Origin of the sequence: Megasphaera sp. MJR8396C (assembly GCF_001546855.1) — a bacterium.
GTDB lineage: Bacteria > Bacillota > Negativicutes > Veillonellales > Megasphaeraceae > Megasphaera.
Genome location: NZ_KQ958162.1, coordinates 1 through 22,674, shown reverse-complemented (window position 1 = coordinate 22,674; position 22,674 = coordinate 1). Strand labels below are relative to the sequence as shown.

Sequence of the window (22,674 nt, the reverse complement as noted above, 5' to 3'; positions counted from 1 at the left end):
AATAAAGGCTGAAAACTAAATTCATGATTTGAGTTTCCATAGGTAAAATAATAGCATTTTATGCGGAAAATGGCAAGTAAAAAGGGCTGTCCGAAGACAGCCCTTTTCAAGCAATACACCGCTGGGCCGCCTCCCCTTATAAAAGGGCTCGTTTTATGCTCAGTGGAACATATCGAGGTCGACCGACCGGATGACGGAATCTTTCTCCTTACCGCCATCCTTATCTTGATTCTTATCCTGATCTTTGTCGTTCTTTTTATCCGTGTCCTTGCTGTCATCGGTCTTGTCGGATTTTACGACGTCATCCTCTTGGGACGCCCCTTCCGCTTCATCACCGATAATCGCCTTGGCTTCATTGATATTGTGGTTCTTAGCAAGGAAAGCATCGCGTTTTTCCGGCGTTACGACTTTAATCGTAATCTGGCCGTCGCCTTTGACGATGTACGGCGTAGCAATGGACGATTTGGCATCACTTTTATTGTCATCGCCCACACTGTGCTTACTCGGTTTGACGACATCCTTGGCACTGGTTCCGGGCTCTTTGCCGCGAATCTTTTCCTTGGAAACCTTGGTATCGCTTTCGTTGATCATGCTGACCCCGGGATCGAGGATTTCGATGACCAAGTCATTGTTCGAGTCTTCCTTGTCGATTTCTTTCTTCAAGGCATCAAAGTCCTTGTAGCGGCGCAGGCGCTTGATGATTTCATCGGTCAAGTTGTAGCGCTGCTTTTCAATTAAATACGGCAGAGGAATGACACCGCCGCCGCGGACTTCCAACACCATGTCCCCTAAAGGCTGATCCTTGGGAACGGTAAAGCTCATGGTCTTTACTTCATCGACACCGCGGTACGGGTGGAGCTTGACCTTAAAGTACACATTGTCCCCGGGGCTTACGACGACCGGTGCCGCCGTGGCATCGACGATGGACGCCGACTTGCGGGCCTGAGTGATATCGACGTTCATGGTGATATCGAGGACCGGATAGTCGATAAACTCGTTGTGCTTTAAGATATCGAGGACGTTGTACAGTTCATCAATGCTCTTTTCATTGATGTTTTCTTCGGAATAATACATATTATGGCGGGTGATATCCTTGTCGCGGCCATTGGACGAGCGAATGGTATAGGACAGGGTCGCCGTCCCACCGCCGGTGCGGTCGATGGTCTTATTGACCGTATTATAGACCGTCGTCGCCGCCAGGACCGGCGTCAGTTCATTATCTTCAATGATCTTGACGCGCTTGGTCATAGCCGTATCGGTATCGGTATCGCGCACGTTAATCGTAACCGGAATGCCCGGTGCCAGGTAGTTGTACTGGCCGCTGATACCGGCGCCCCGGTCCTGGGTAATCTTGCCGACTTCAGCCCCGATAGAGCCTAATTTGAAAGAACTGGACAGGTTGTTGACAACCGTAAAGATATAGGCATTATGCATGAAGTAATTGATGCTGCCCTTTTTCAAAAAAGGATGACCAAAGGCGACGATGTGGTCGTTGTCGACATAGGTGACCGTACCGATAGCGCCCATCTTCATATCGCCGTTGACGAAGGCTGCAGCCACGCTGCTGCCTGGTTCTAAAGGCATGGCGACGTCATCGGTGCTGGCCGACGCCGTATCGACGGGCATGAAATTATAATCCGGCAGTTTGCTCTTCATCCAGTCCGCTGACACGGAATCAAAGCCAGACATCATAAGGGGCGTGGCAATGGGAATCAGCGACGATTCGCGGGCATTGAAGGGCCGAATTTCTTCCTTCGTCGGCACATTCCACAGCTTTAACATATCGTTGATAGGCGTGATCATGCCGATACGGGAATTGGTAAAGGACCAGCCGTAAGCAACGGCACCGAGGAGTTTGCCGTCAATATAGACCGGGCTGCCGCTCATCCCCTGGGCGATACCGCCGGTCTGTTCGATGAGGGGGCCGGAAAACTTGGCCAGGATCAAGTCGCCCGACGGGCCGCTATTCTTCATGACCCCTAAGATTTCAACGGGGAAGGTCTGGATCTCCGTCCCTTGGACGACAGTCTTGGCATAGCCGGTCATGCCGATCTGGACGTCACTGACGTTCATAAATTCCTGAGCCTGTGCCGAAAACGCCAAAAGACAGGAAAAGGCCGCAGTCAAACAGACCCGGCCCATCATACGCCGTAAAGCAGAGGCTTTTTTCGTCAAGGTGTATTTCATCATTTCGTTTCCACCACGACGACAACGGCGCCCTGCTGTACCTGCGAGCCCGGCTGGACGAGGACCGATTTGACAACGCCGTCCTTATCAGAACGGGCTGCCGGCATCGGACCGGCTAAGGAATTGACCGTAAGGAGAACATCTCCTTCTTTAACAGCGGCACCGACAGGGGCTACACTGACGACGCTGCCGCTCAATACCGTTATATAAGATACATCGGCCGCAGCTGCCGGCATCGACAACATGCCGGCGAGCCCGGCTAATACGGCGAGTCTGTAAAGTTTTTTCATGACGGCTCCCTCCATTTCTATTTCACTGAAAGAGCGAAACAATTATAAATCATCAAAACTATCTTTTAAGCGGTCCATTTCCCGCACGGCCTTGCCGGCACCGTGAGCCACACAGAGCAGCGGATCTTCGCAGAGATAGGCTGCCATACCGGTCGTTTGAGAAATAAGCCGGTCAAAACTATCGAGAAGCAATCCGCCGCCGGTGAGGACGATGCCGTGGTCGGCAATATCCGCAGCCAGTTCGGGCGGTGTTTTTTCTAAGATGGAAACGATCGTCTTGAGGACGGTCTGAATCGGTTCGTCGATGGCCAGGCGGATTTCCTGCGAATCGATATCGATCGATACGGGAAGGCCCGTTTCCGTGCTGCGACCGCGAACGTCAGCGGTCATACGGCGGCCGTCACTCATGGCCGTGCCGATGAGGATCTTCAGTTCTTCGGCCGTATGCTGGCCAATGGTGACGTGCTTTATCTTTTCCAAATAACGGATGATGGCTTCATCAAAGGTGTTGCTGCCGATACGCAGGGATTCACTGATAACGATCCCGCTTAGACTGAGAACGGCAACGTCCGTCGTACCGCCGCCCATGTCGACGACCATGGACCCGTTCGACGTGGCAATATCGAGACCGGCTCCGATGGCCGCTGCCAGCGGTTCTTCCATGACCGTCGTCTTTCTGGCCCCGGCTTGCATGGCCGCTTCGATAACGGCCCGCCGTTCGACGTTAGTAACGCTCGACGGCACGCAGATGACGACGCGGGGCTTGAAAAACAGGGATTTTCCGATGGCCCGGCGGATGAAATACCGCAGCATGTACTCCGTTGCATCGTAGTCGGCGATGACGCCGCTGCGAAGGGGATGGTAAGCGTGGATGTTGCGCGGCGTCCGCCCAATCATAGCCTGGGCTTCGCGGCCGATGGCAACGACCTTATTTTCCATCGTATCGACGGCGATGACGGCCGGCTCGTTGACGACGATCCCCTTATTTTTAACGAAGACAATGATGTTGGCCGTCCCCAGGTCGATGGCGATGTCGCTGCCGAACCAATTCGATAAAAAGAACGAGCGGGACTGTCTCGGCTGTACCTTTTTTTTAGTTTTCTTCTTCCTCAATATTGACGCGAACAATATCTGCACCTAGCCTTTGTAATTTTAATACAAAATTATCGTAACCACGGTCGATGTGGTATAGATAGCCGACTTCCGTTTCGCCTTCAGCCACCAGGCCCGCCAGGACCAAAGCGGCTCCGGCACGAAGGTCAGTGGCATTGACCGAGGCGCCTTTAAGCTGTTCTATGCCTTCTACGATGGCGCTTCGTCCTTCAATGCGGATTTTAGCACCCATCCGTTTAAATTCATCGACGTGCATGAAGCGGTTTTCAAAGACCGTTTCCGTGACGACACTCGTGCCTTGGCAAAGGGTCGTCAAAGCCATGAACTGAGCCTGCATATCCGTCGGAAAGCCCGGATAGGGCAAGGTCTTTATGTCGGCCGGGCGCAAAGGCGCATGGCCGATGACGCGGATACCGTCGATTTCTTCTTCGACTTCGGCACCGACTTCTTTTAATTTTGAAATAAGGGGCTTCAAATGCTCTGAAATGGCATTTTCAACGAAGATGTTCCCCTGCGTCATGGCGGCGCCGATCATGAAGGTACCGGCTTCGATGCGGTCGGGAATAACGGCGTGGCTGGCACCGTGGAGTTCTTTTACCCCTTCGATACGGATGACGTTGGTACCGGCACCGCGGATGTTGGCCCCCATGCTGTTCAGGTAGGTTGCCAAGTCGACGATTTCCGGTTCTTCAGCGGCATTTTCCAAGACCGTCTTGCCATTGGCCATGGATGCGGCCATGATGATGTTTTCCGTCGCACCGACACTGGGGAAATCAAGGTAAATCTGAGCGCCCTGCAGTCCGTTAGGGGCCACGGCTTCGATGTCGCCGTTTTCAAGATTGATGACGGCTCCCATAGCTTCAAAAGCCTTGAGGTGCAGGTCGATGGGACGGGCGCCGATGGAGCAGCCTCCGGGCAGAGAAATCTGCGCCCGGCCTTTGCGGGCCAGGAGCGGTCCCATAACTAAGAAGGATGCACGCATGCGGCGGACCAGGTCATACGGTGCCGTCGTCGATGTCAACTCATGGGCATCAATGATAAGCGTATCTCTCTCGGGATGTTCTATATGGACGCCGAGGGATTCGATGACGTCGCAGACGGTATGGACGTCAGCGAGCTTCGGAATCTCGGTCAATGTACTTTTCGTCGTTCCCAGCATAGATGCGACGATAATGGGCAGTACGGCATTTTTAGCCCCACTGACGCGAACAGTGCCCTGTAAGGGCTTTCCACCATGAATAACAAGTTTCTCCAATTCTGGTGCCTCCTAATAGTATTCGAGTAGTTTTATCTAAATGGCCTTCAAAGACACAGCGCCTGAAGATGCCATTTTATTGAGCATATAATTACTATCAAATCATTCTACCATAAAAGGACAGAAAAAAAAAGGCTTGTCGCCTAGGCAACAAGCCCTTTTTTAAGAATACCTTATAAAGGAAATGTTATAGGTGGATACTCCATTTAGCCTCTTTGTTGAAGCGGTGGAAGGTATCGATAAAACGAATCGTTCCGCTGCGGTAACGCATGACGACGGACATCGTCCGGGCACCGCCACCAAAATACTGGACGCCGCGCATCATGGGCGTATCGGTAATGGCCGTTGCCGAGAAAATGCAGTCGTCGCCCTTTACTAAATCGTCAAGGGTCATGACTTTGTTGATGTCTTTGATGCCCATATCCAAACAGCGCTGCCGTTCTTCGTCCGTATAGGGAATGAGGCGGGCCTGCATATCGCCGCCGAGGCACTTCAAAGCCGCTGCCGCCAGGACGCCTTCAGGCGCACCGCCGATCCCCATGACGACGTGGACACCGGAGCCTTCGATACCGGCATCGACAGCCGGCGAAACGTCACCGTCGGTAATGAGCTTGATGCGGGCGCCGGCGCTGCGGCATTCGTCAATGAGATCTTTATGGCGCGGCCGGTCGAGGATGACGACGGTCAAATCATCGATGCCTCGTTCTAAGCCTTCGGCGATGCGGCGCAGGTTTTCCGGGATAGACTGGGTCAAGTCGATACGGCCTTTGGCCCGCGGTCCAACACAGAGTTTTTCCATGTACATGTCCGGTGCATGGAGCAAATCGCCCTTCTTGGCGATGGCCATGACGGAAATGGAACCGTCCTGCCCTTTAGCCGTCAGGTTCGTGCCTTCTAACGGATCGACGGCAATGTCGACTTCCGTACCGCCGGCGCCGACTTTTTCACCGATATATAACATCGGGGCTTCATCCATTTCCCCTTCGCCAATGACGACGGTGCCGTCGATGGGAACGGTCGACAGGATCGAATGCATACCATCGACAGCCAATTGGTCGGCACCATTCTTATCGCCCTTCCCCATGAGACGGCCGGCTTTCACCGCTGCCGCTTCTGTAACGCGGACAAACTCCAAGGTCAATACGCGATTCATAAGGAACCTCCTTGTCTAAAAATAACGAAAACACATATATAGTATTATTTCTAGGCAAAGTAAAAAACTCCTGCTTTTGAACAGGAGTTTTTTAGCCGCATCATGATAGAAGCGCTTTCTATTTCTGTTTGGTAATGACGTCGCAGTGCATGTACGGACGAAGGACTTCCGGTACGACGACCGAGCCGTCAGCCTGCTGATAGTTTTCAAGAATAGCGGCAACCGTACGGCCTACAGCCAGGCCCGAACCGTTTAAGGTGTGGACGAATTCCGGCTTCGACTTCGGCGACCGGCGGAAGCGGATGTTGGCCCGCCGTGCCTGGAAGTCTTCCGTATTGGAGCACGAAGAAATTTCACGATATTTCCCCTGGGCTGGGAACCAGACTTCGACGTCAAAGGTCTTGGCTGCCGAAAAACCGATGTCGCCAGTGCAGAGGCAGACGACGTGATAAGGGAGGCCCAGGGCTTTTAAGATGTCTTCGGCATTTTGAGTCAATTTATCGAGTTCGTCGTAGCTCGTTTCCGGAGCCGAATATTTTACCATTTCGACCTTGTGGAACTGATGCTGGCGAATGAGGCCTCGCGTATCACGGCCGGCAGAGCCAGCTTCGGCGCGGAAGCACGGCGTCAGGGACGTAAAGTAAATCGGCAGTTTATCACCGTCGATGATTTCACCGCGATAATAGTTGGTAAGCGGAACTTCGGCCGTCGGAATCATGTACATTTCTTCGCCTTCGACATTGAGCTTATACATATCTTCGGCAAATTTCGGCAGCTGACCCGTACCGGTCATGGAGTCGCGGTTGACGATATACGGCGGAATGACTTCGGTGTAACCGTCTTTTTCCGTATGCTGGTCGAGCATGAAATTGTACACAGCGCGTTCGAGACGTGCGCCGGCACCGACGTAGTAGTAGAAACGGGCACCGGTGACCTTGGCAGCCCGTTCGGAGTCGAGAAGGCCCAACCGTTCGCCGACGTCCCAATGGTTCAGCGGTTCAAAGTCGAACTGTTTCGGTTCGCCCCATTTACGGACTTCCGGGTTGTCGCTGTCGTCATTGCCGACCGGAACCGACGGATGACACATATTGGGGATCATGAGCTGGATGGCGAGCATATCGGCTTCTACGGCCTTGACTTCCTTATCGAGGACGTCGATGTCGTCGCCGAGTTTTTTCATAGCTGCAATCTGCGCATCGGCATTTTCTTTATTCCGTTTGAGCTGACTGATTTCCTTGGTAACGGTATTGCGTTCATTCTTCATGGCTTCGACTTTTTGAAGGATTTCACGCCGTTTGTCGTCTAAGGCGACGAAGGCGTCGACGTCGGCATGAGCATGGCGATTCTTAATATTTTCCTTTACTTCTTCTACGTGGTCGCGGATGAATTTCGTATCTAACATGATAACTGCTTCCTTCCTCTGTAAATATACTCTGACTACCTCGCTTCGGTAGTCTTATAACCCTTTTTGTTCAATACCGCTGAACAAATAGCCCATATGATTCGTCGAATTGAGCAGGACCAGGCGCCAGGTCCCATCCTGATATTCTAAGACGTTGATGCAGGTGTTGTCCTGCTTGATCTGCCAAAAATGGCTCATATCAAGGCCCAAGACGTCGCAGATGATGGCCTTGTTGACGGCATCATGGGCTGCTACCAAGACCGTCTTGCCTTCATATTTCTGGACGTACTCATCGAAGGCGGCCCGGACGCGGCGACGGACATCTTCCAAGGACTCGCCGCCCTTCCCCGGCATGGTGACCGTGTAAGGTGCCGTATGCCAGCGCTGAAATTCCTTAGGATAGTTGGCTTTGATATCATCGGCCAACCGCCCTTCCCAATCGCCGTGATTGATTTCCAGGAGGCGATCGTCTTTTAAGACCGTAAGGCCATGAAGAGACGCGCAGAACGAGCAGGTCATATAAGACCGTTCGAGGGGACTTGAAATAGCGACGTCAATGGGCGTATTCTTTAACCCATCGGCCACCATGCGGCCCTGGAGCTGTCCCCGTTCGCTGAGGTGCGTATCTTCCTGGCCCTGATAACGGCCTTCGATGTTCCATTGTGTTTCGCCGTGGCGAATAAGTATGATGCGTACCATAATCTTCCCCTTTTAGTGTGTGTCACAGTGAATGAGCTTGATGTCGAGAATGCCGTTGATCGAACGGAGTTTAACCATGATGTCGTTGGGAATATCGTCCTGGACGGCAATGGCCATGATGTTGTTGCCCGTCGTCGTCATACGGCCGACCTGCATGCCCATGATGTTGATATGAGCCTGGCCGAGGATGGTCGAAATCTGACCAATCATATTCGGCTGGTCGACGTGCGGTACGAGGAGCAAGTAGCCTTCAGGCTTAAAGTCGACGCGGTATTCATCGATCTGGACGATTTTAGCTTCCGTCCCATTAAACAAGACGCCGACGATGGCGTGTTCGCCCTTATTGGTCCGGACGCGGACAGTAACCGAGTTTACGAAGTAGTTATTGGACTGGCTGTTGATTTCTTTGACAGCAATGTGCCGGCTCTTGGCCACTTCAGAAGCATTGACGTAGTTGACCGATTCCTGAAGGATGGGATTCAAGGCCCCTTTGAGAACGGCCGTCGTCAAGAGGCGCGTTTCCGTATCGGCCAGTTCGCCCGTATATTCGACTTCGATTTCCTTCATCGGCGCATCGGCGAGGTAAACGCCGAGGTTCCCCATCCGTTCCATGAGATCGAAATAAGGATGGATGACGTTATAGACGTGAGGCGGCACGGGAGCCATGTTGACGGCTGTGGCAACAGGTTCGCCCTTCAAGGCTTCCATGACGCCTTCGGCAACGTCGACGGAAACACCGATTTGGGCTTCAACCGTCGAAGCGCCGAGGTGCGGCGTGATGACGACATTGTCCATACCGACGAAAGGATTGATATCCGTCGTCAGCGGTTCCGTCGGGAAGACGTCGATGGCGGCGCCGGCGACGTGGCCGCTCTTTAAGGCATCGGCCAGGGCGTTGATGTCGAGGACGGCACCGCGGGAGACGTTGATGACCCGCACGCCGTCTTTCATCTTAGCGATTTCATCCTTGCCGATGAGGCCCGTCGTTTCCTTGGTCAGCGGCGTATGCATCGTAATGTAGTCCGACCGTTCGAGGAGGGTATCCAAATCGACGGGTTCGACACCGAGCTGTTTAAACCGTTCTTCCGGAATGTACGGGTCATACCCGATGGTCTTCATTTCCATGGCCTGCATCCGTTTGGCAATGCGCGAACCGATACGGCCGACGCCAATGATGCCGAGGGTCTTATTCTGGAGCTGGATGCCCGTAAAGGTCTTGCGGTCCCAGTTGCCGGCCATCAGGGAATTGTGGGCCTGCGGAATGTGGCGGGTAATGGCCATGATCATAGCGCAGGTGTGTTCCGTCGCGGCCAGGGTATTCGACGTCGGCGTATTGACGACGACAATGCCCCGAGCCGTAGCGCTCTTCAAATCGATGCTGTCGACACCGACGCCGGCGCGGCCGACAACTTTTAATTTGGTTGCTGCGGCGATGACCTTTTCCGTAACGTGGGTCATCGAACGAGTAATGAGACCGTCGTATTCACCAATGCAGGCGATGAGACCCTCTTCATCGAGATTTTTCTTGACGTCGACTTCGTAACCATTTTCACGAAGGAGCTCCACGCCCTTCATCGATACGTCATCGCTGACTAAAATTTTCATTTTCATATCCCCCTATACCATGATTCTATATATACATATTTAATGCTTTTTATGGAAATCTTTCATGAAATCCGCCAGGGCCCGGCACCCTTCTTCGGTAACGGCGTTGTAAATCGAAGCCCGGCAGCCGCCGATAGAGCGGTGTCCTTTGATACCGATGAGGTCCTGTTCGGCCGCAGCCGCGATGAACTGCGCTTCAAGGTCCGGTGTCGGCAGATTGAAGGTGACGTTCATCAAGCTGCGCGAATCCACAGCCGCATGGCCGCGGTAAAAGCCGTCGCTGCTGTCGATGGCGTCATAGACGATGGCTGCTTTTTCCTGATTACACTTGGCCATCGCCGCAAGGCCGCCATTGCGGTCAAGCCAGTGAGACACTTTATTGACGAAGTAAATATTGAATACCGGCGGCGTATTGTACGTCGAATCATGGTCGACGTAGGTCTTATACTGCATCATGACCGGCAGATCACGGCAAACGTTTTTCAAGAGATCATCTTTGATGATGGCTACGACGACACCGGCCGGGCCGACATTTTTCTGAACGCCGGCATAGATGAAATCGAACTGCTTGACATCGACAGGCCGGCTGAGGAAATCACTGGACATATCGCAAAACAGCGGCACGTCGAAGGAAGGAAAGGTTTTCCATTCCGTCCCGTGAATCGTGTTGTTCGACGTCATATAGACGTAGTCCGTACCTTCTTTTACGGCAAAGGTATCGGCTTTTGGAATATACGAAAAACCGTCGGCCTTACTCGAGGCGACCTCATAGGTTTCGCCAAAGAAAGAAGCGGCTTCCATGGCCTTGTTCGACCAGACACCGGTATTCAGATACCCGCCGCGCGTCTTCAGGAAGTTTGCCGCATGCATGGTAAACTGCATACTGCCGCCGCCCTGGATAAAGACGATATGATAGTCGTCGGGAACGGCCAGGAGCTTCTTCAGCATAGCCACGGTGTCGTCCTGCATGGCTTGATAGGCGGCACTGCGATGACTGATTTCAACGATACTCATTCCGGTTCCATTGAAATCGAGAAATTCGTCTTGCACTTCTTTCAGTACTTCCAAGGGCATTGCCGATGGACCGGCATTGAAATTGTACACTCTTTTCATGTTTCTCCCCCTCTTATGCAGCGAAGACCGCAGGGATAGTCTTCAGCTATAAAAAAAACTCCCGTCCCATCAAAGGGACGAGAGTTGTATTCCCGCGTTGCCACCCAACTTGCCTTTCGGCCAACTTGTACCGCTGTATCGGGCGTACCCGTCAAATTCATCATTTGCAGCTCCAGAGCGGAACGCCTCACAGCCTTACTGCCTCGCACCGACCGGCAGCTCTCTGAAAAGACCCGTAACTTGCTTCTCTTTCATCGCTTTCTGTAAAATTATGTATATTATAAACATAAAGCCTCAGTCTGTCAATACTGGTTTTAGTAAAAAACACTTTACGAGACTTACAACTGCAGTGAAACAGAATCACGAAGTGAGGCGACTCATCGATTTTTCCCACAATCCATTTCAGGATATGCCGTCATATGCAAGGCGGAGGAAGGAGGCATAGCGGCGCTATGTCGACTGACGACAACGCAGCAGAAGGCGGCAGAGCCTGTAAGGGATGGGAAAGGGTCGATGAGCCGCCCCACGCTCACTTAACTACATTTGCTCCAGCCACAGTTTTTGCAGGTATTGCAGCCCCCTTCGAAGGTCAGGGGTTCACCGCACTGCGGGCAGAGGATGCTTTCAGCCGTGACTTTCTTTTCCGCTCTCGGACGAACCGGCGCCTTTTTGACCGGCGGCGTGTGACCACTGGCAACGGATGCCGACTGCTGCAGTTCCTGCTGCACTTCGTCAAACATATCGAGGAGGGCATTGCCGACGGCCATGGGGCAGCACGAACCGCGGCTGGTATCGCCGCGTGTTACCCGGCGTACCGAATAGGACGGGCAGTTCCCCGTCGAATTGAGCTGGTCAACGATGGTATAAATATCGATGCCGGCCCGGGCACTGATGGAAATCATACGCGACAGGCCGATCATGAAGTTGTTGCAGCCGCCCGTAGAGCCTTTACTCAAATACGTTTCCAGAAGAGCCCCGGTCTGGGGGTCAAAGAAGGCCATGCAGTGCAGGCTGCCGCAGCCCGTGATGAGCTTGCGCTTCTTGCCGATGACGTTGTCGTCGATGCTGACGATTTCACCACGTTCCAGTCCAACCCCTGCCGTCGGTACCTTTTGTTCTTCTTCATGGGTCGTCAGGATGCCGGCCCGTTTGCAGCCGTCACGGAATAAGGTCAGGCCCTTGCAGCCGTTTTCATAGGCCAAGAGGTAGAGATTTTCCGTATCTTCGACGGTGAAGCTGTTGGGTACATTGACGGTCGAGCTGATCGATGCGTCGATGTGCCGCTGCCAGGCTGCCTGCATGGAGACGCGCTGCCGATAGTCGAGAGTCAGAGCCGTAACGAAGTAATCCGGCAGTTCACCGTCATCTTTCAGGTGATGGGCCTTCATATACCGTTCTACGATTGGCGTATAGACTTTATAGTACACGTCTGTCCCGTGAAGGGATTCGGTCTTTCTTTCGTAGAAGTTGGCGTAAATCGGTTCAATGCCGCCGGAAATACCGAGCATCGTCGACAAGGTCCCCGTCGGAGCAATAGTGAGCAGCTGCGAATTGCGCAGGCCGTATTCCTTTACCTTTTCAGCCGTTGCGTCCGTCGTATTGGCTTTAAAGTAAGGCGTGCTCATGATTTCATCGATATGGCATTTTTCAAAGGCACCGCGTTCGCGTGCCAGGTCTGCCGAAGCAGCAATCGCCGTGTCGGCCATGGCAAAGCCGATATCGTGACAGAAGTCGACGGCATCCTTACTGCCATAGGTCAGCCCCATCTGAATGAGCATGTCGCCAAGGCCCATGATGCCAAGGCCGATCTGGCGCCATGACGAGACGCTTTCCCGCTGTTCTTCCAAGGGATGGAGAGGAAGTCCTTCTTCCAGGACGTCATTTAAAGCACGGACGGCAATGACGACGCAGCGCTTGAATTCATCGAAGTCAAAAGAGGCATTGGGCGTAAAGGGAGAGGTTACGAAGTTTGCCAGGTTGACGCTGCCGAGGAGGCACGAACCGCCGGCCGGCAAAGGTTCTTCTGCACAGGGATTGACGCCGGCAAAGGAAAATTCATCGGTGTTGGCCAAGAGGTTCCACGACTTGATGCGGTCCCAAAAGAGAGCTCCCGGTTCGGCATAATCCCAGTTCGTTTCAGCCACCAGGCGAAATACATCAGCGGCATTGACCATGCTTTCGATGACCTGCCCCGTTTCTTTGCGGGTAAAGTGCAGGCGGAACTGCTTGTGTTCCTTGACGGCTTCCATGAATTCATCGCTCAGGCGAATGGAAATATTGGCCTTAGTAACTTTATCGAGGTCGGTCTTAAGCTTAATGAAATCCAGCACATCGGGGTGAGCACAGTCGATGGAGATCATCAGTGCGCCGCGACGGCCGTTCTGGCCGATCAGTTCCGTAACCAGTGAATAGAGGGTCATAAAGGAAATGGAACCGCTCGTTTCTTTGGCCGCGTTGTTGATGCGAGCACCTTTCGGACTGAGCTGGGAGATGTCGATACCGCAGCCACCGCCGTAGCTATAGGTACGTGCCAGTTTTCCGGCCCGGTCGAAAATGCTTTCGATACTGTCTTCCGGCGGGGTCATGACGTAGCAATTGGACAGGGTAATTTTTTTCCCTTCACATTCCAGACCACGGTTCGCTAAGATACGACCGCCAAAGAGAAACTTTTTTTTCTTGATCAAATCAGCCACTTCGCGGTCGCCGCCGCTGATTCGTTCAAGCCAATGATCAAAAGTTTCACCGTCATTACAGTATTTATTCTTCCAAATATCGAGCCCCAGCTGATTGTCACTGCCGAGCCATTCCTGTTCGTTCATGCCATTTCCTCCTCTAATAATATAGCCTAGACATACAACCGCCATCTACCATATCTAGTAGATGGCGGTTTTGTACTATACTAATAATAGTCGGGTATAGGGAAATAGTCAAGTATCGGAAATGCATAGGTTCAGACTTTTTTTAGACCGAATCGGCATCCTCCTCTAAGAATTGGCTCAGCACCCGCATGTATTCACTTCGGTTGGTCTCAATGCCGACGGCATGAGGGGATCCTTCAAAAATATGAATTTCTTTTTTAGGACTCGTGCAGTTGTCATACAAACTCCGGGCCGTCTTGACCGGGACCAGTTCATCCTCACTGCCATGGAGAAAGAGTACGGGTACTTTCATCCGCTTTACAGCCTGTGCCGGTTCCAGCGCCGACACCATTTTATGGGTATGGTAGAACATGGCCGCCTGGAAGAATGGATCGAGGAGGTCATAGCCCCAAATAGCCCGTTTATCGCCAACGGCCTGCCATAATTTTTCCCGACCGAGGGAAATGATGTTGCCATAGGCACTGTCGGCGACGACGAAGGATAAATCCTGCCCGTATTCACTGCCGGCGTATAATAAGGCCATCGACGCCCCGAGGGAAATGCCGTGCAGGCCGATGGTCATCTGCGGGTCGCGGTTTTTCAGCCACTGACACCACATCAGTAAGTCATCGACTTCGCTTATTCCCCATTCCGTGTGGTCGCCTTCACTTTCACCATGGCCCCGCAAATCGATGAGTAAAATATTATAGCCCAGGCGGCGATAGTCGTCCATGTAGGGCAGACACATCGTTCTATTTTGGTACAAACCATGGATGAGGATCACCGTCTTGTGTGAGTCGCGGCGATTTTCAATATAGGTCCCGCGCAGGATTTTTCCGTCCGGCGCATTGACCCGGACCGGTTCCCAATCCCGATCCCGTTCCCACTGCCGAATCGTCGAGACGTCGCGGCTGTGATTTTCAATCCCGAGAATCTGATCCCACGGTGCATCGTAAAATTCTTCGTAGGCCCGGTTTCCGATATACATGCCGACACCGGTCACGATGACGGCCAGACAAATAAGGAAGCCGAAAAGTCGTTTAAAAAAGCGTTTCATCGTGAGGGTTTACAACTTTCTATCCCGGCTGGATTCAACTTTTTCCTGCATGGCCGCAAGGGGCGTCCCACCGGCCGCTTCAATGGCGACAATGACCGCGCCTTCAATAAAGGGGCAATCCAAGAGGCTGATCTTTCGATCGTCCATGCTTTCGGCAACCATTTCAGCCGTCATGACGGCACTGCCCATGTCCATGATCAAAGCGACGCCATCACCTTGATCCGCCGCTTCGACAGCAGCGCTGATTTTTTCAAAACTCGTGCCCAAGCTGCCGTCTTCAAGACCTCCGGCCGCCTTAACCGGCGCATCCGGTGCCATCATCAGGGCTAGTTCAGCCGCCCCTTCGGCCGCTTTCTGACTATGTGAAACCAATACGACTCCTACCATTTTTTTCAACTCCTATGTGTTATGCCATTTCCGCCAGGACCTGCAGCAAATAGAGCGCCGATGTCGCTCCCGGGTCTTGATGGCCCACGCTGCGTTCACCTAAATAACTGGCTCGTCCCTTCGTAGCGATGATGGTCTTCGTATATTCTACCCCTTTTTCAGCAGCTGCCGCGGCATCGGTCAGGGCTTCTTTCAACGATTTACCGGCAGCGACCGCTTCCTGCATGGCTTTTAAGGCCGGGCACAGGGCGTCGAGCATCGTTTTTTCGCCTTCTATCGCCTTGCCGCGCATCTTGATGCCGTCCACAGCGGCTTCCATCGCTTTGACAAAGGCCGGGCCATCCATTTCCGTCAAGCCTTTGCAGGCCATGCCGGCTTTCATGAAAGCCGTCCCATAGAGCGGCCCCGAGGCGCCGCCTACCGTGGAAACGAGCTGCATGCCCACGCCTTTAAGGAGGGCACCGATGTCGCCGTCACGTAAAGCGGGCAGTTTCTTTTCTACCGCCGCAAAACCTCGTGCCATATTGATGCCATGATCGCCATCGCCGATTTCATTGTCGAGCTGGGTCAAATAGTCTTTTTCTGCTTCAATTTTTTTAGCCATTCCTTCAATGATGGCTGCCATCTGCTTCGTATCCAATGAACTCATCCCCTTTATTTTTTCCAAGCTAAGGTATCTGCCGGTGCGTCATAGAGGGCTTTCATTTCATCGTCCAGGCGCAGGAGCGTCAAAGAAAAACCTGCCATTTCGATGGAAGTCATGTAATTGCCTACCATCGTATCATAGACATGGACTCCCTGCTCTTTAAGGTAGTCCTGTACAAAATTGTTGACGATATACAGTTCCATCAGCGGTGTGCCGCCCATGCCATTGACCAGGACGACGACATCGTGTCCTTTATAGTCGAGGTCGGCCAAAATCGCATCGAGGAGCATCTTGGCGATGTCATTAGCCGAACGCAGCTTTTCCCGGTGAGTCCCCGGTTCGCCATGGATGCCGATCCCGATTTCCATTTCGTCTTCGGCCAATTCAAAGCCCGGTTTCCCTGCGGCCGGAACGGTGCAGGGTTCAATGGCCATCCCCATGGAACGGACATTGGCAACGACCTTTTCGGCAACGCTTTTTACGTCCGCCAGCGATGCGCCCTGTTCAGCCTTGGCACCGGCAATTTTATGGACGAAAATCGTACCGGCTACACCGCGGCGCCCCGTGGTATACAGACTGTCACGAACGGCGACGTCATCATTGACGACGACATAATCTGCCTTGATATCTTCATCGGCCGCCATTTCAACGGCCATTTCAAAGTTCATGATATCGCCGGTATAGTTTTTGACGACACAAAGGACGCCCTGATCGGTAGCCACGGCTTTAATGCCTTCTAAAACCTGGTCCGGTGTCGGCGACGTGAATACCGTCCCGGCGACGGCACCATCGAGCATCCCCGTGCCGACATAGCCGGCATGAGCCGGTTCATGGCCGCTTCCGCCGCCGCTGACCAAGGCGACTTTGCCTTCCTTTTTATCGGCTCTGACGACAATCGTGCCGTAATCGAGTTTGCGCAGCATCTTTGGTGCCGATTTGACCAAGCCTTGAATCATTTCCTCTTCGACGCGATCGACATCATTTAAAATCTTTTTCATCACAACCCCTTCTTTCTGAATATAGAGCAAAACGTATGTTTTTTCTTAAGTATAGCATAAATAAAGGGGAAATCAATAAAAAAAGACTGCCGCAGGGCGGCAGCCTCTTGTTCACTTCTCCGTCAATTCCCGCAGCAGAACACGGTCCTGTCGGTCCGTTTCTTTCAGCTGAACGGCAACGTCTTCCTTTCGTGACGTCGGTACATTTTTGCCGACGTAATCGGCCCGAATCGGAAGTTCCCGATGGCCTCTGTCGACGAGGACGGCCAGTTCGATGAACTGCGGCCGCCCCAATTCCATGATGGCGTTCAGGGCCGACCGGACCGTCCGTCCGGTAAACAGGACGTCGTCGACGAGAACGACCGTCTTGCCATCGGCATCGAACTTACCGGCATCGGTAATGGCAATGGGACTTTTGCGGCCATCGTCACGGTACGCCGAAATATCCAGATCGTAGACCGGGACCTTTCGCCCTTCGATGGCCTCCAATTCTTGTCCCAGCCTTTTGGCTAAGGGCACACCGCGGGTGTGGATGCCGACCAGGATGGTGCTGTCCAGGCCCTTATTATGTTCAATGATTTCATGAGCAATGCGGCGAATGGCCCGCCCCATCGCTTTTTCGTCCATGAGCAGTGTCTTTTCTTTCCACATACTGTCACTCCCTCTGTTCGGCCCGCTTCAGGCATTCGAGAAAATCTGCCGGTGCCGGCGCTTCAAAGTGCATCAACTCATTAGTGACGGGATGAACTAAATCGAGCGAATGCGAATGAAGTGCCTGCCCGTCAATGGGAAAATCATCTTTCTTATAACCATATAAAGGATCGTTTACGACAGGATGATGGATATAAGCCATGTGGACACGAATTTGATGGGTACGCCCCGTTTCCAGTTTGCATTCTACCCAGGTATAGTCGCCGTACCGTTTGAGGACTCGGAAATGGGTAACGGCATCTCGGCCGCCTTTGAAGGTCACAGCCATCCGTATGCGGTCCTTCGGATGCCGGCCGATAGGGGCATCGATGACGCCTTTTTCTTCGGAAATATTGCCATGGACCAAGGCCCAGTAGGTTCGGTGCGCCGAATGGGCCTTTATCTGTTCGGCAAGGCCTTTATGGGCTTCGTCGGTCTTAGCGGCGACCATGACTCCCGACGTATCTTTATCCAATCGATGAACGATGCCCGGGCGGATGACGCCATTGATGCCGGACAGTTCCCCCTGACAGTGGTAGAGCAAGGCATTGACCAAGGTCCCGTCATAGTTTCCGGCTGCCGGATGAACGACCATCCCGCGCGCCTTATTGACGACGATGATATCCTTATCTTCATAAACGACATCGAGCGGAATATTTTCGGGCTCAACGTTATATTCTTCCTGCACGTCTAGCTGAACCTGGACGACATCGCCTTCACTCAAGCGATAGTTAGCCTTTACCTGTTTATCATTGACGACGACGTCTTCCCCTTGGATGAGCTGCTGCGCATAGCTGCGCGAAACCTCGAGGGCCGCTGCCAAGTAGACATCGAGCCGTTTCCCCTTTTCTTCTTCTGTAATAACCAATACTTTATTTTCCATGTTTCAACCTCATTTATCCGACAGATGTGTCCAACTATACCACAACAATAAGGCCACGCCGACGACGATGCCGATATCAGCGACATTAAAGACCGGCCAAATTCTAAAATCAAAAAAATCCGTCACCGCACCGGCAAAGGTCCGGTCAATCGCATTGCCCAAAGCCCCTCCCAACAGCAGTCCGGCTGCGCCGCAAACCACAGGAGTGTTCGGCATTTTCTTCCGAAAAATACCGTATAAAAGGAATAACATAAGGGCAATAATTAAAAAAAGCCACTGTTGATGTTCTAAAATACCAAAAGCAGCGCCTTTATTCAAAATATAGGTAATATGAAAAAATCCCGGAATAACCGGAATGGATTCATGGAGCGCCATTTCCTGCTGCACAACGAACTTCGTGAGTTGGTCAACGAAGGCAACGGCCAAGGCAATGCCTAATACATACAAGGTAAATTCCTCCTACTATGTAACTTACAGTCACTTTATTTTAGCATATGACAAGGACACAATTCAATAAAAAAAGAGACATGTCAATACATGTCTCTTTTCTTATTGAATTGCCCTGGCAATTATTCAGCGGAAATTGCGCCGGTAGGACAAGCGGATTCACAAGCGCCGCAATCGATGCAGGAATCAGTTACAACGTATTTCGTTTCGCCTTCTTCGATAGCGCCCGTAGGACAGGTGCTAGCGCAAGCGCCGCATTTTACGCATTCATCGGAAATAACATGCATATTTTTCACCTCCCAACATCAATGTTCGGGGTAACCCCCGTCGTCTGTTTCATTATTGCACGAATACTAAAAGTTGTCAATGAATACCGAAAGGGTGAAGATATAGGTATTTCCTAGCTTTTTGGCATAGCACAAAATATTTTTCTCAAAATTTATTCAAAATCATAGTTCAGCGCCATGATTGCACCCATAGAAAAAAGCCGGCGAGGGGGGCCGGCTTTTTCTTATTGCAAGATATCATCGGGGGAAGACAATATCTCAGCAGTTGAAGAAATAAGATAGGGGTGTTCGAGGGGTGTAATGAACAGACTTAAATCTCCAACATCTCGTAGATGATCTCTTCTACACTTACTATCATAACAGGTTCTCGGAAAAAGTAAATGCCTAAACATGAAAAATAGATTAAATTGTTGTGACTTTTTTGTGATAATGTCCAGGTGAGCGATACAAAAAAGACATAAGCCAACGGTACAAAAGAGAGAGGATATACGTTATAATAGAAAGTATATAAGTAAACGGGGTGTAAAACTACTTTTGATCGGAGGTTTTTATATGCCTGGAAACACAAGCATTTTAATCGTTGAAGATGAAAAACCAATCGCCCGGTTCATCCAAATGGAACTGGAGCACGAAGGCTATGACTGCGGGATTGAATACAATGGCGCCGCCGCCTTAGACCGCATTTGCCAGGAACGCTTCGATCTCATACTCCTCGACATCATGCTCCCCGATATCGACGGGCTGAGCATCTGTAAACGTACGAGAGAATTATCGAATGTTCCGATTATGATGTTATCGGCAAGGGATGATATCGAAACCAAAGTCTACAGCTTGGACAGCGGAGCTAACGACTACCTGACCAAGCCCTTTAACAGCAAGGAACTCTTCGCCCGGATCCGGGCACTCCTGAGAGAACGCCGTCAGCTCGAAAATCAGGAACGATATCTCCATCTGCGCGAAATGACGGTATTCGTTGACCGCCATGAAGCCGTCATCGGTCCCCGAAAAATTCGCTTCTCGAAGACAGAGTTTGAACTCCTGGTCTATTTAATCCTGAATAAAAATATCGTCCTGTCACGGTCGCGTATTCTGGAAGAAGTGTGGGGCTACGGCTTTGCCGGGGATACCAACATCGTCGACGTCTATATCCGTTATCTTCGCGGCAAACTCGGTCCTGACTACCGCAACTATATCCGTACGGTTCGGGGAGTCGGCTATGTGGCAGAAGATTAATCACTGGCTGATCCGGCAAGTCCTTATCGCACCGCTGCCGATTTTTGCCAAGATGGTCCTGCTCTACTCCGCTATCGTCTTCTTCATCCTGCTGACCGTATCCGTCACGACACTTACCAGCATTCATTATATTATGAACAACGCCTTGCGCGATCAACTGATGGATAATGCAGCAGCCGCCGTTCACTATTTGGATACGTATGGAAAAGTCGATACGACCATCTTCGTTCAAGCCAATATACCGCCACAAATGAATTTACAGATCTATGACGGCGCCGGCCACCTCATCATCGACAACGGGCCGACGCACGCCGTTCGAAAGCTCAGCGACCGTTATATCGACGACGCCATCAGCACACCGGAGGAAAATCCCCTGCCGACGAAGGTGCAAGGAAACGAAGCTTCAGAATTTTCCTACTACCGCCTTTGGACGAATAAGCAGGGGATGAATTATTACCTCCGTTTTTCACAGCGGCCGGATAAGGAAACGAACTTCATTTCCCTCCTGTCCAAACAGCTATTGGCCTCGATTCTCATCAGCCTAATCCTAACCATCGTCACCGGCATGTACTTCATGAAAAAGTCGCTGGCCCCATTAAAGGTCATCAATGACACCGTAAAGACCATCGAAGTCAATCGCCTCGACAACCGCATTGCCCTGTCAAACAATAAAAACGAGCTCCACGACTTAGCCGTGACCATCAATCAGGCCCTGGACCGAATCGAATATGGATATAAGAAGCAGCAGCAGTTTATCAGCGACGCTTCTCATGAACTCCGGACCCCGATTACGGTCATCGCCGGTTATGCCGATCTCCTCGACCGCTGGGGAAAAGAAGACCCGGCCGTCCTCAACGAAGGTCTTACGGCCATAAAATCAGAGACGGACTACATGAAACAGCTTACAGAACGACTGCTCTTCTTTGCCCGCTCCAATAACGGGACCCTGATCAAACACTTTACGGAAATCGATACGGCCCAACTGCTGCAAGACGTGTACAGCGAAATCACCCTCATCGATAAGGAACACGACATTCGCATTACGGATAACGCGAAAGCCGTCATCATCGCTGAACCGGGGAGTGTCAAACAGATGCTCCGTATTTTTATCGACAATGCCATAAAATACACACCGGCAGGAAAGCAAATCACCTTGTCCTGCACAGCGGATGAAAAAAGAGTCATCTATCGCGTTGCCGATACCGGTATCGGTATCCCTGAAAAGGATTTAAACCGCGTATTTGAACGCTTCTATCGCGTCGATTCATCGCGGACCAAGGCTACAGGCGGATCGGGGTTGGGCCTGTCCATTGCCCAGTATATCGCCAAGGCCAATAAGGCTGAAATCACCCTTACCAGTACCGTAAATGTAGGAACCACCGTTTCAGTCATCTTCCCCGTAAAAGGAAGCAACGAAACAATAACGGTCGACAACGACGAATTATCCTGAAACAGACATCGTGTAAAAATAAGTGAATTTCATCAGGAAAAACGTAACTGCCATCAGCATCATAGCTGGTGGCAGTTTTTATGTTCTCAGACGCTTAACGGGTTTAAATGATGAGATGAAGATTTGATGATGGTATGGAGTGAAGGAATGAGTCTGGAGTCTTAAGGCTTGAGTGGTCTGTTGAGGCTAGTTCATGAAGGCTCCTGAGTGGTCCTTTAACATCCGTCAAAAGGATGCCAAAGGGTATCGGTAACGTCTGACTAGTGGCCTATGGCTTCCTGTCTGGGAAATACCAATGGTTCTGAATTCGACAGTCTTGTCGCTGCGCATCCGTCAAAGATATCTGATACCAGACTCCCACTCCGAAGCAGTGACTTTCGATTGTGGAAGAGCAATATAATTGAATGCGGCAGTCTAGTCGCCTTCGGCATCCGTCTTAAAACATCTGCTGCCAGACTCCCCCACCCACTCCGAATTTATCCAGCAGATTCCCAATGAACCCGAATGGGGCAGTCTCGTCGCTTCGCATCCGTCGTTAAAGAGATAAGATATTTTACTCTATTTCATTGCATGAAAAAAGAAGCACTTCATTATCGAAGTGCTTCTCTCTATGAATCAGCGGCTTCCTATCCTCCCAGGGGGCCTCCCCCCAAGTACTTTCGGCGTTTGCGGCCTTAACTGCTGTGTTCGGCATGGGAACAGTGGATCCCCGCAGCTATCGCCACTGAATTTATGTTTCAGGATTCGTATCCTGACAACTGCATAAAAATGTTTATCTTAACTTCCTGTTATTCTGAATACTTTCCTTAAGTACTGTCACATCCTGCTGAATGCGGCAGTCCGGTCGCCTTCGGCATCCGTCTTTAAGACATCTGCTACGAGACTCCCCCGCCCACTCCGAAGTTTCACTTCGGAGTAAGC

General features: G+C 51.7%; 20 protein-coding genes and 1 rRNA gene. 2 read left to right on the top strand and 19 right to left on the bottom strand.

The annotated features are described in order from the left end of the window. Positions 1-159: 159 nt before the first annotated feature. The 18 genes from HMPREF3201_RS03980 to HMPREF3201_RS03895 form a co-directional block, all read right to left on the bottom strand. Positions 160-2,187 (bottom strand): SpoIVB peptidase S55 domain-containing protein, encoded by a 2,028-nt coding sequence (locus tag HMPREF3201_RS03980; protein WP_062411866.1) that lies wholly within the window; start codon positions 2,185-2,187, stop codon positions 160-162. Beyond that, positions 2,187-2,477, bottom strand: coding sequence for a biotin/lipoyl-containing protein (locus tag HMPREF3201_RS03975; RefSeq protein ID WP_062411852.1), 291 nt, complete (start codon positions 2,475-2,477; stop codon positions 2,187-2,189). The genes HMPREF3201_RS03980 and HMPREF3201_RS03975 overlap by 1 nt, the downstream gene beginning before the upstream one ends. 42 nt (positions 2,478-2,519) lie before the next feature. Beyond that, on the bottom strand, positions 2,520-3,590 hold the full coding sequence (locus tag HMPREF3201_RS03970; RefSeq protein WP_072272014.1) for a rod shape-determining protein: 1,071 nt from the start codon (positions 3,588-3,590) through the stop codon (positions 2,520-2,522). Further along, positions 3,571-4,845, bottom strand: a complete 1,275-nt coding sequence (gene murA, locus HMPREF3201_RS03965; RefSeq protein ID WP_062411851.1) for a UDP-N-acetylglucosamine 1-carboxyvinyltransferase — start codon at positions 4,843-4,845, stop codon at positions 3,571-3,573. Before murA ends, HMPREF3201_RS03970 begins: the two co-directional genes overlap by 20 nt. Before the next feature lie 187 nt (positions 4,846-5,032). Beyond that, the gene (glpX, locus tag HMPREF3201_RS03960; protein ID WP_062411850.1) at positions 5,033-5,998 is read right to left on the bottom strand and encodes a class II fructose-bisphosphatase; all 966 of its coding nucleotides are present in this window, start codon (positions 5,996-5,998) and stop codon (positions 5,033-5,035) included. A gap of 118 nt (positions 5,999-6,116) precedes the next feature. Then, positions 6,117-7,400 carry a serine--tRNA ligase gene (serS, locus tag HMPREF3201_RS03955; protein WP_062411849.1) on the bottom strand — a complete coding sequence of 428 codons (1,284 nt, stop codon included), beginning with the start codon at positions 7,398-7,400 and terminating at the stop codon, positions 6,117-6,119. Positions 7,401-7,454: 54 nt separating this feature from the next. Continuing rightward, positions 7,455-8,099 carry a histidine phosphatase family protein gene (locus tag HMPREF3201_RS03950; RefSeq protein ID WP_062411848.1) on the bottom strand — a complete coding sequence of 215 codons (645 nt, stop codon included), beginning with the start codon at positions 8,097-8,099 and terminating at the stop codon, positions 7,455-7,457. Between the two features lie 12 nt (positions 8,100-8,111). Continuing rightward, positions 8,112-9,704: a phosphoglycerate dehydrogenase gene (serA, locus tag HMPREF3201_RS03945; RefSeq protein WP_062411847.1), complete on the bottom strand. Its 1,593-nt coding sequence runs from the start codon at positions 9,702-9,704 to the stop codon at positions 8,112-8,114. A gap of 39 nt (positions 9,705-9,743) precedes the next feature. Continuing rightward, the gene (serC, locus tag HMPREF3201_RS03940) at positions 9,744-10,817 is read right to left on the bottom strand and encodes a 3-phosphoserine/phosphohydroxythreonine transaminase (protein ID WP_072272013.1); all 1,074 of its coding nucleotides are present in this window, start codon (positions 10,815-10,817) and stop codon (positions 9,744-9,746) included. 533 nt (positions 10,818-11,350) lie between these two features. Continuing rightward, positions 11,351-13,636, bottom strand: a complete 2,286-nt coding sequence (locus HMPREF3201_RS03935) for an adenosylcobalamin-dependent ribonucleoside-diphosphate reductase (RefSeq protein WP_062411846.1) — start codon at positions 13,634-13,636, stop codon at positions 11,351-11,353. A gap of 142 nt (positions 13,637-13,778) precedes the next feature. Beyond that, positions 13,779-14,732: an alpha/beta hydrolase gene (locus HMPREF3201_RS03930; protein ID WP_062411845.1), complete on the bottom strand. Its 954-nt coding sequence runs from the start codon at positions 14,730-14,732 to the stop codon at positions 13,779-13,781. Positions 14,733-14,741: 9 nt separating this feature from the next. After that, entirely contained in the window at positions 14,742-15,119 is a 378-nt protein-coding gene (gene dhaM / locus HMPREF3201_RS03925) for a dihydroxyacetone kinase phosphoryl donor subunit DhaM (RefSeq protein WP_062411844.1), read from the bottom strand. A gap of 19 nt (positions 15,120-15,138) precedes the next feature. Then, positions 15,139-15,768 (bottom strand): dihydroxyacetone kinase subunit DhaL, encoded by a 630-nt coding sequence (gene dhaL, locus HMPREF3201_RS03920; RefSeq protein WP_172980571.1) that lies wholly within the window; start codon positions 15,766-15,768, stop codon positions 15,139-15,141. 5 nt (positions 15,769-15,773) lie between these two features. Beyond that, positions 15,774-16,763 carry a dihydroxyacetone kinase subunit DhaK gene (gene dhaK / locus HMPREF3201_RS03915; RefSeq protein WP_062411842.1) on the bottom strand — a complete coding sequence of 330 codons (990 nt, stop codon included), beginning with the start codon at positions 16,761-16,763 and terminating at the stop codon, positions 15,774-15,776. 111 nt (positions 16,764-16,874) lie between these two features. Then, positions 16,875-17,414 (bottom strand): bifunctional pyr operon transcriptional regulator/uracil phosphoribosyltransferase PyrR, encoded by a 540-nt coding sequence (gene pyrR, locus HMPREF3201_RS03910; protein ID WP_062411841.1) that lies wholly within the window; start codon positions 17,412-17,414, stop codon positions 16,875-16,877. A gap of 4 nt (positions 17,415-17,418) precedes the next feature. After that, the gene (locus tag HMPREF3201_RS03905; protein ID WP_062411840.1) at positions 17,419-18,336 is read right to left on the bottom strand and encodes an RluA family pseudouridine synthase; all 918 of its coding nucleotides are present in this window, start codon (positions 18,334-18,336) and stop codon (positions 17,419-17,421) included. A 9-nt stretch (positions 18,337-18,345) separates the two neighbouring features. Next, the gene (lspA, locus tag HMPREF3201_RS03900) at positions 18,346-18,783 is read right to left on the bottom strand and encodes a signal peptidase II (RefSeq protein WP_062411839.1); all 438 of its coding nucleotides are present in this window, start codon (positions 18,781-18,783) and stop codon (positions 18,346-18,348) included. Between the two features lie 122 nt (positions 18,784-18,905). Further along, entirely contained in the window at positions 18,906-19,070 is a 165-nt protein-coding gene (locus tag HMPREF3201_RS03895; protein ID WP_014015850.1) for a DUF362 domain-containing protein, read from the bottom strand. Positions 19,071-19,622: 552 nt separating this feature from the next. Between HMPREF3201_RS03895 and HMPREF3201_RS03890 the strand changes: the two genes are divergently transcribed. After that, positions 19,623-20,303, top strand: coding sequence for a response regulator transcription factor (locus HMPREF3201_RS03890; RefSeq protein ID WP_062411838.1), 681 nt, complete (start codon positions 19,623-19,625; stop codon positions 20,301-20,303). Further along, on the top strand, positions 20,287-21,753 hold the full coding sequence (locus HMPREF3201_RS03885) for a sensor histidine kinase (RefSeq protein ID WP_062411837.1): 1,467 nt from the start codon (positions 20,287-20,289) through the stop codon (positions 21,751-21,753). The genes HMPREF3201_RS03890 and HMPREF3201_RS03885 overlap by 17 nt, the downstream gene beginning before the upstream one ends. A 613-nt stretch (positions 21,754-22,366) precedes the next feature. On the opposite strand, the gene rrf is transcribed toward HMPREF3201_RS03885, so the two are convergent. Continuing rightward, positions 22,367-22,482 (bottom strand): 5S ribosomal RNA (gene rrf / locus HMPREF3201_RS03880). Positions 22,483-22,674: the final 192 nt, after the last annotated feature.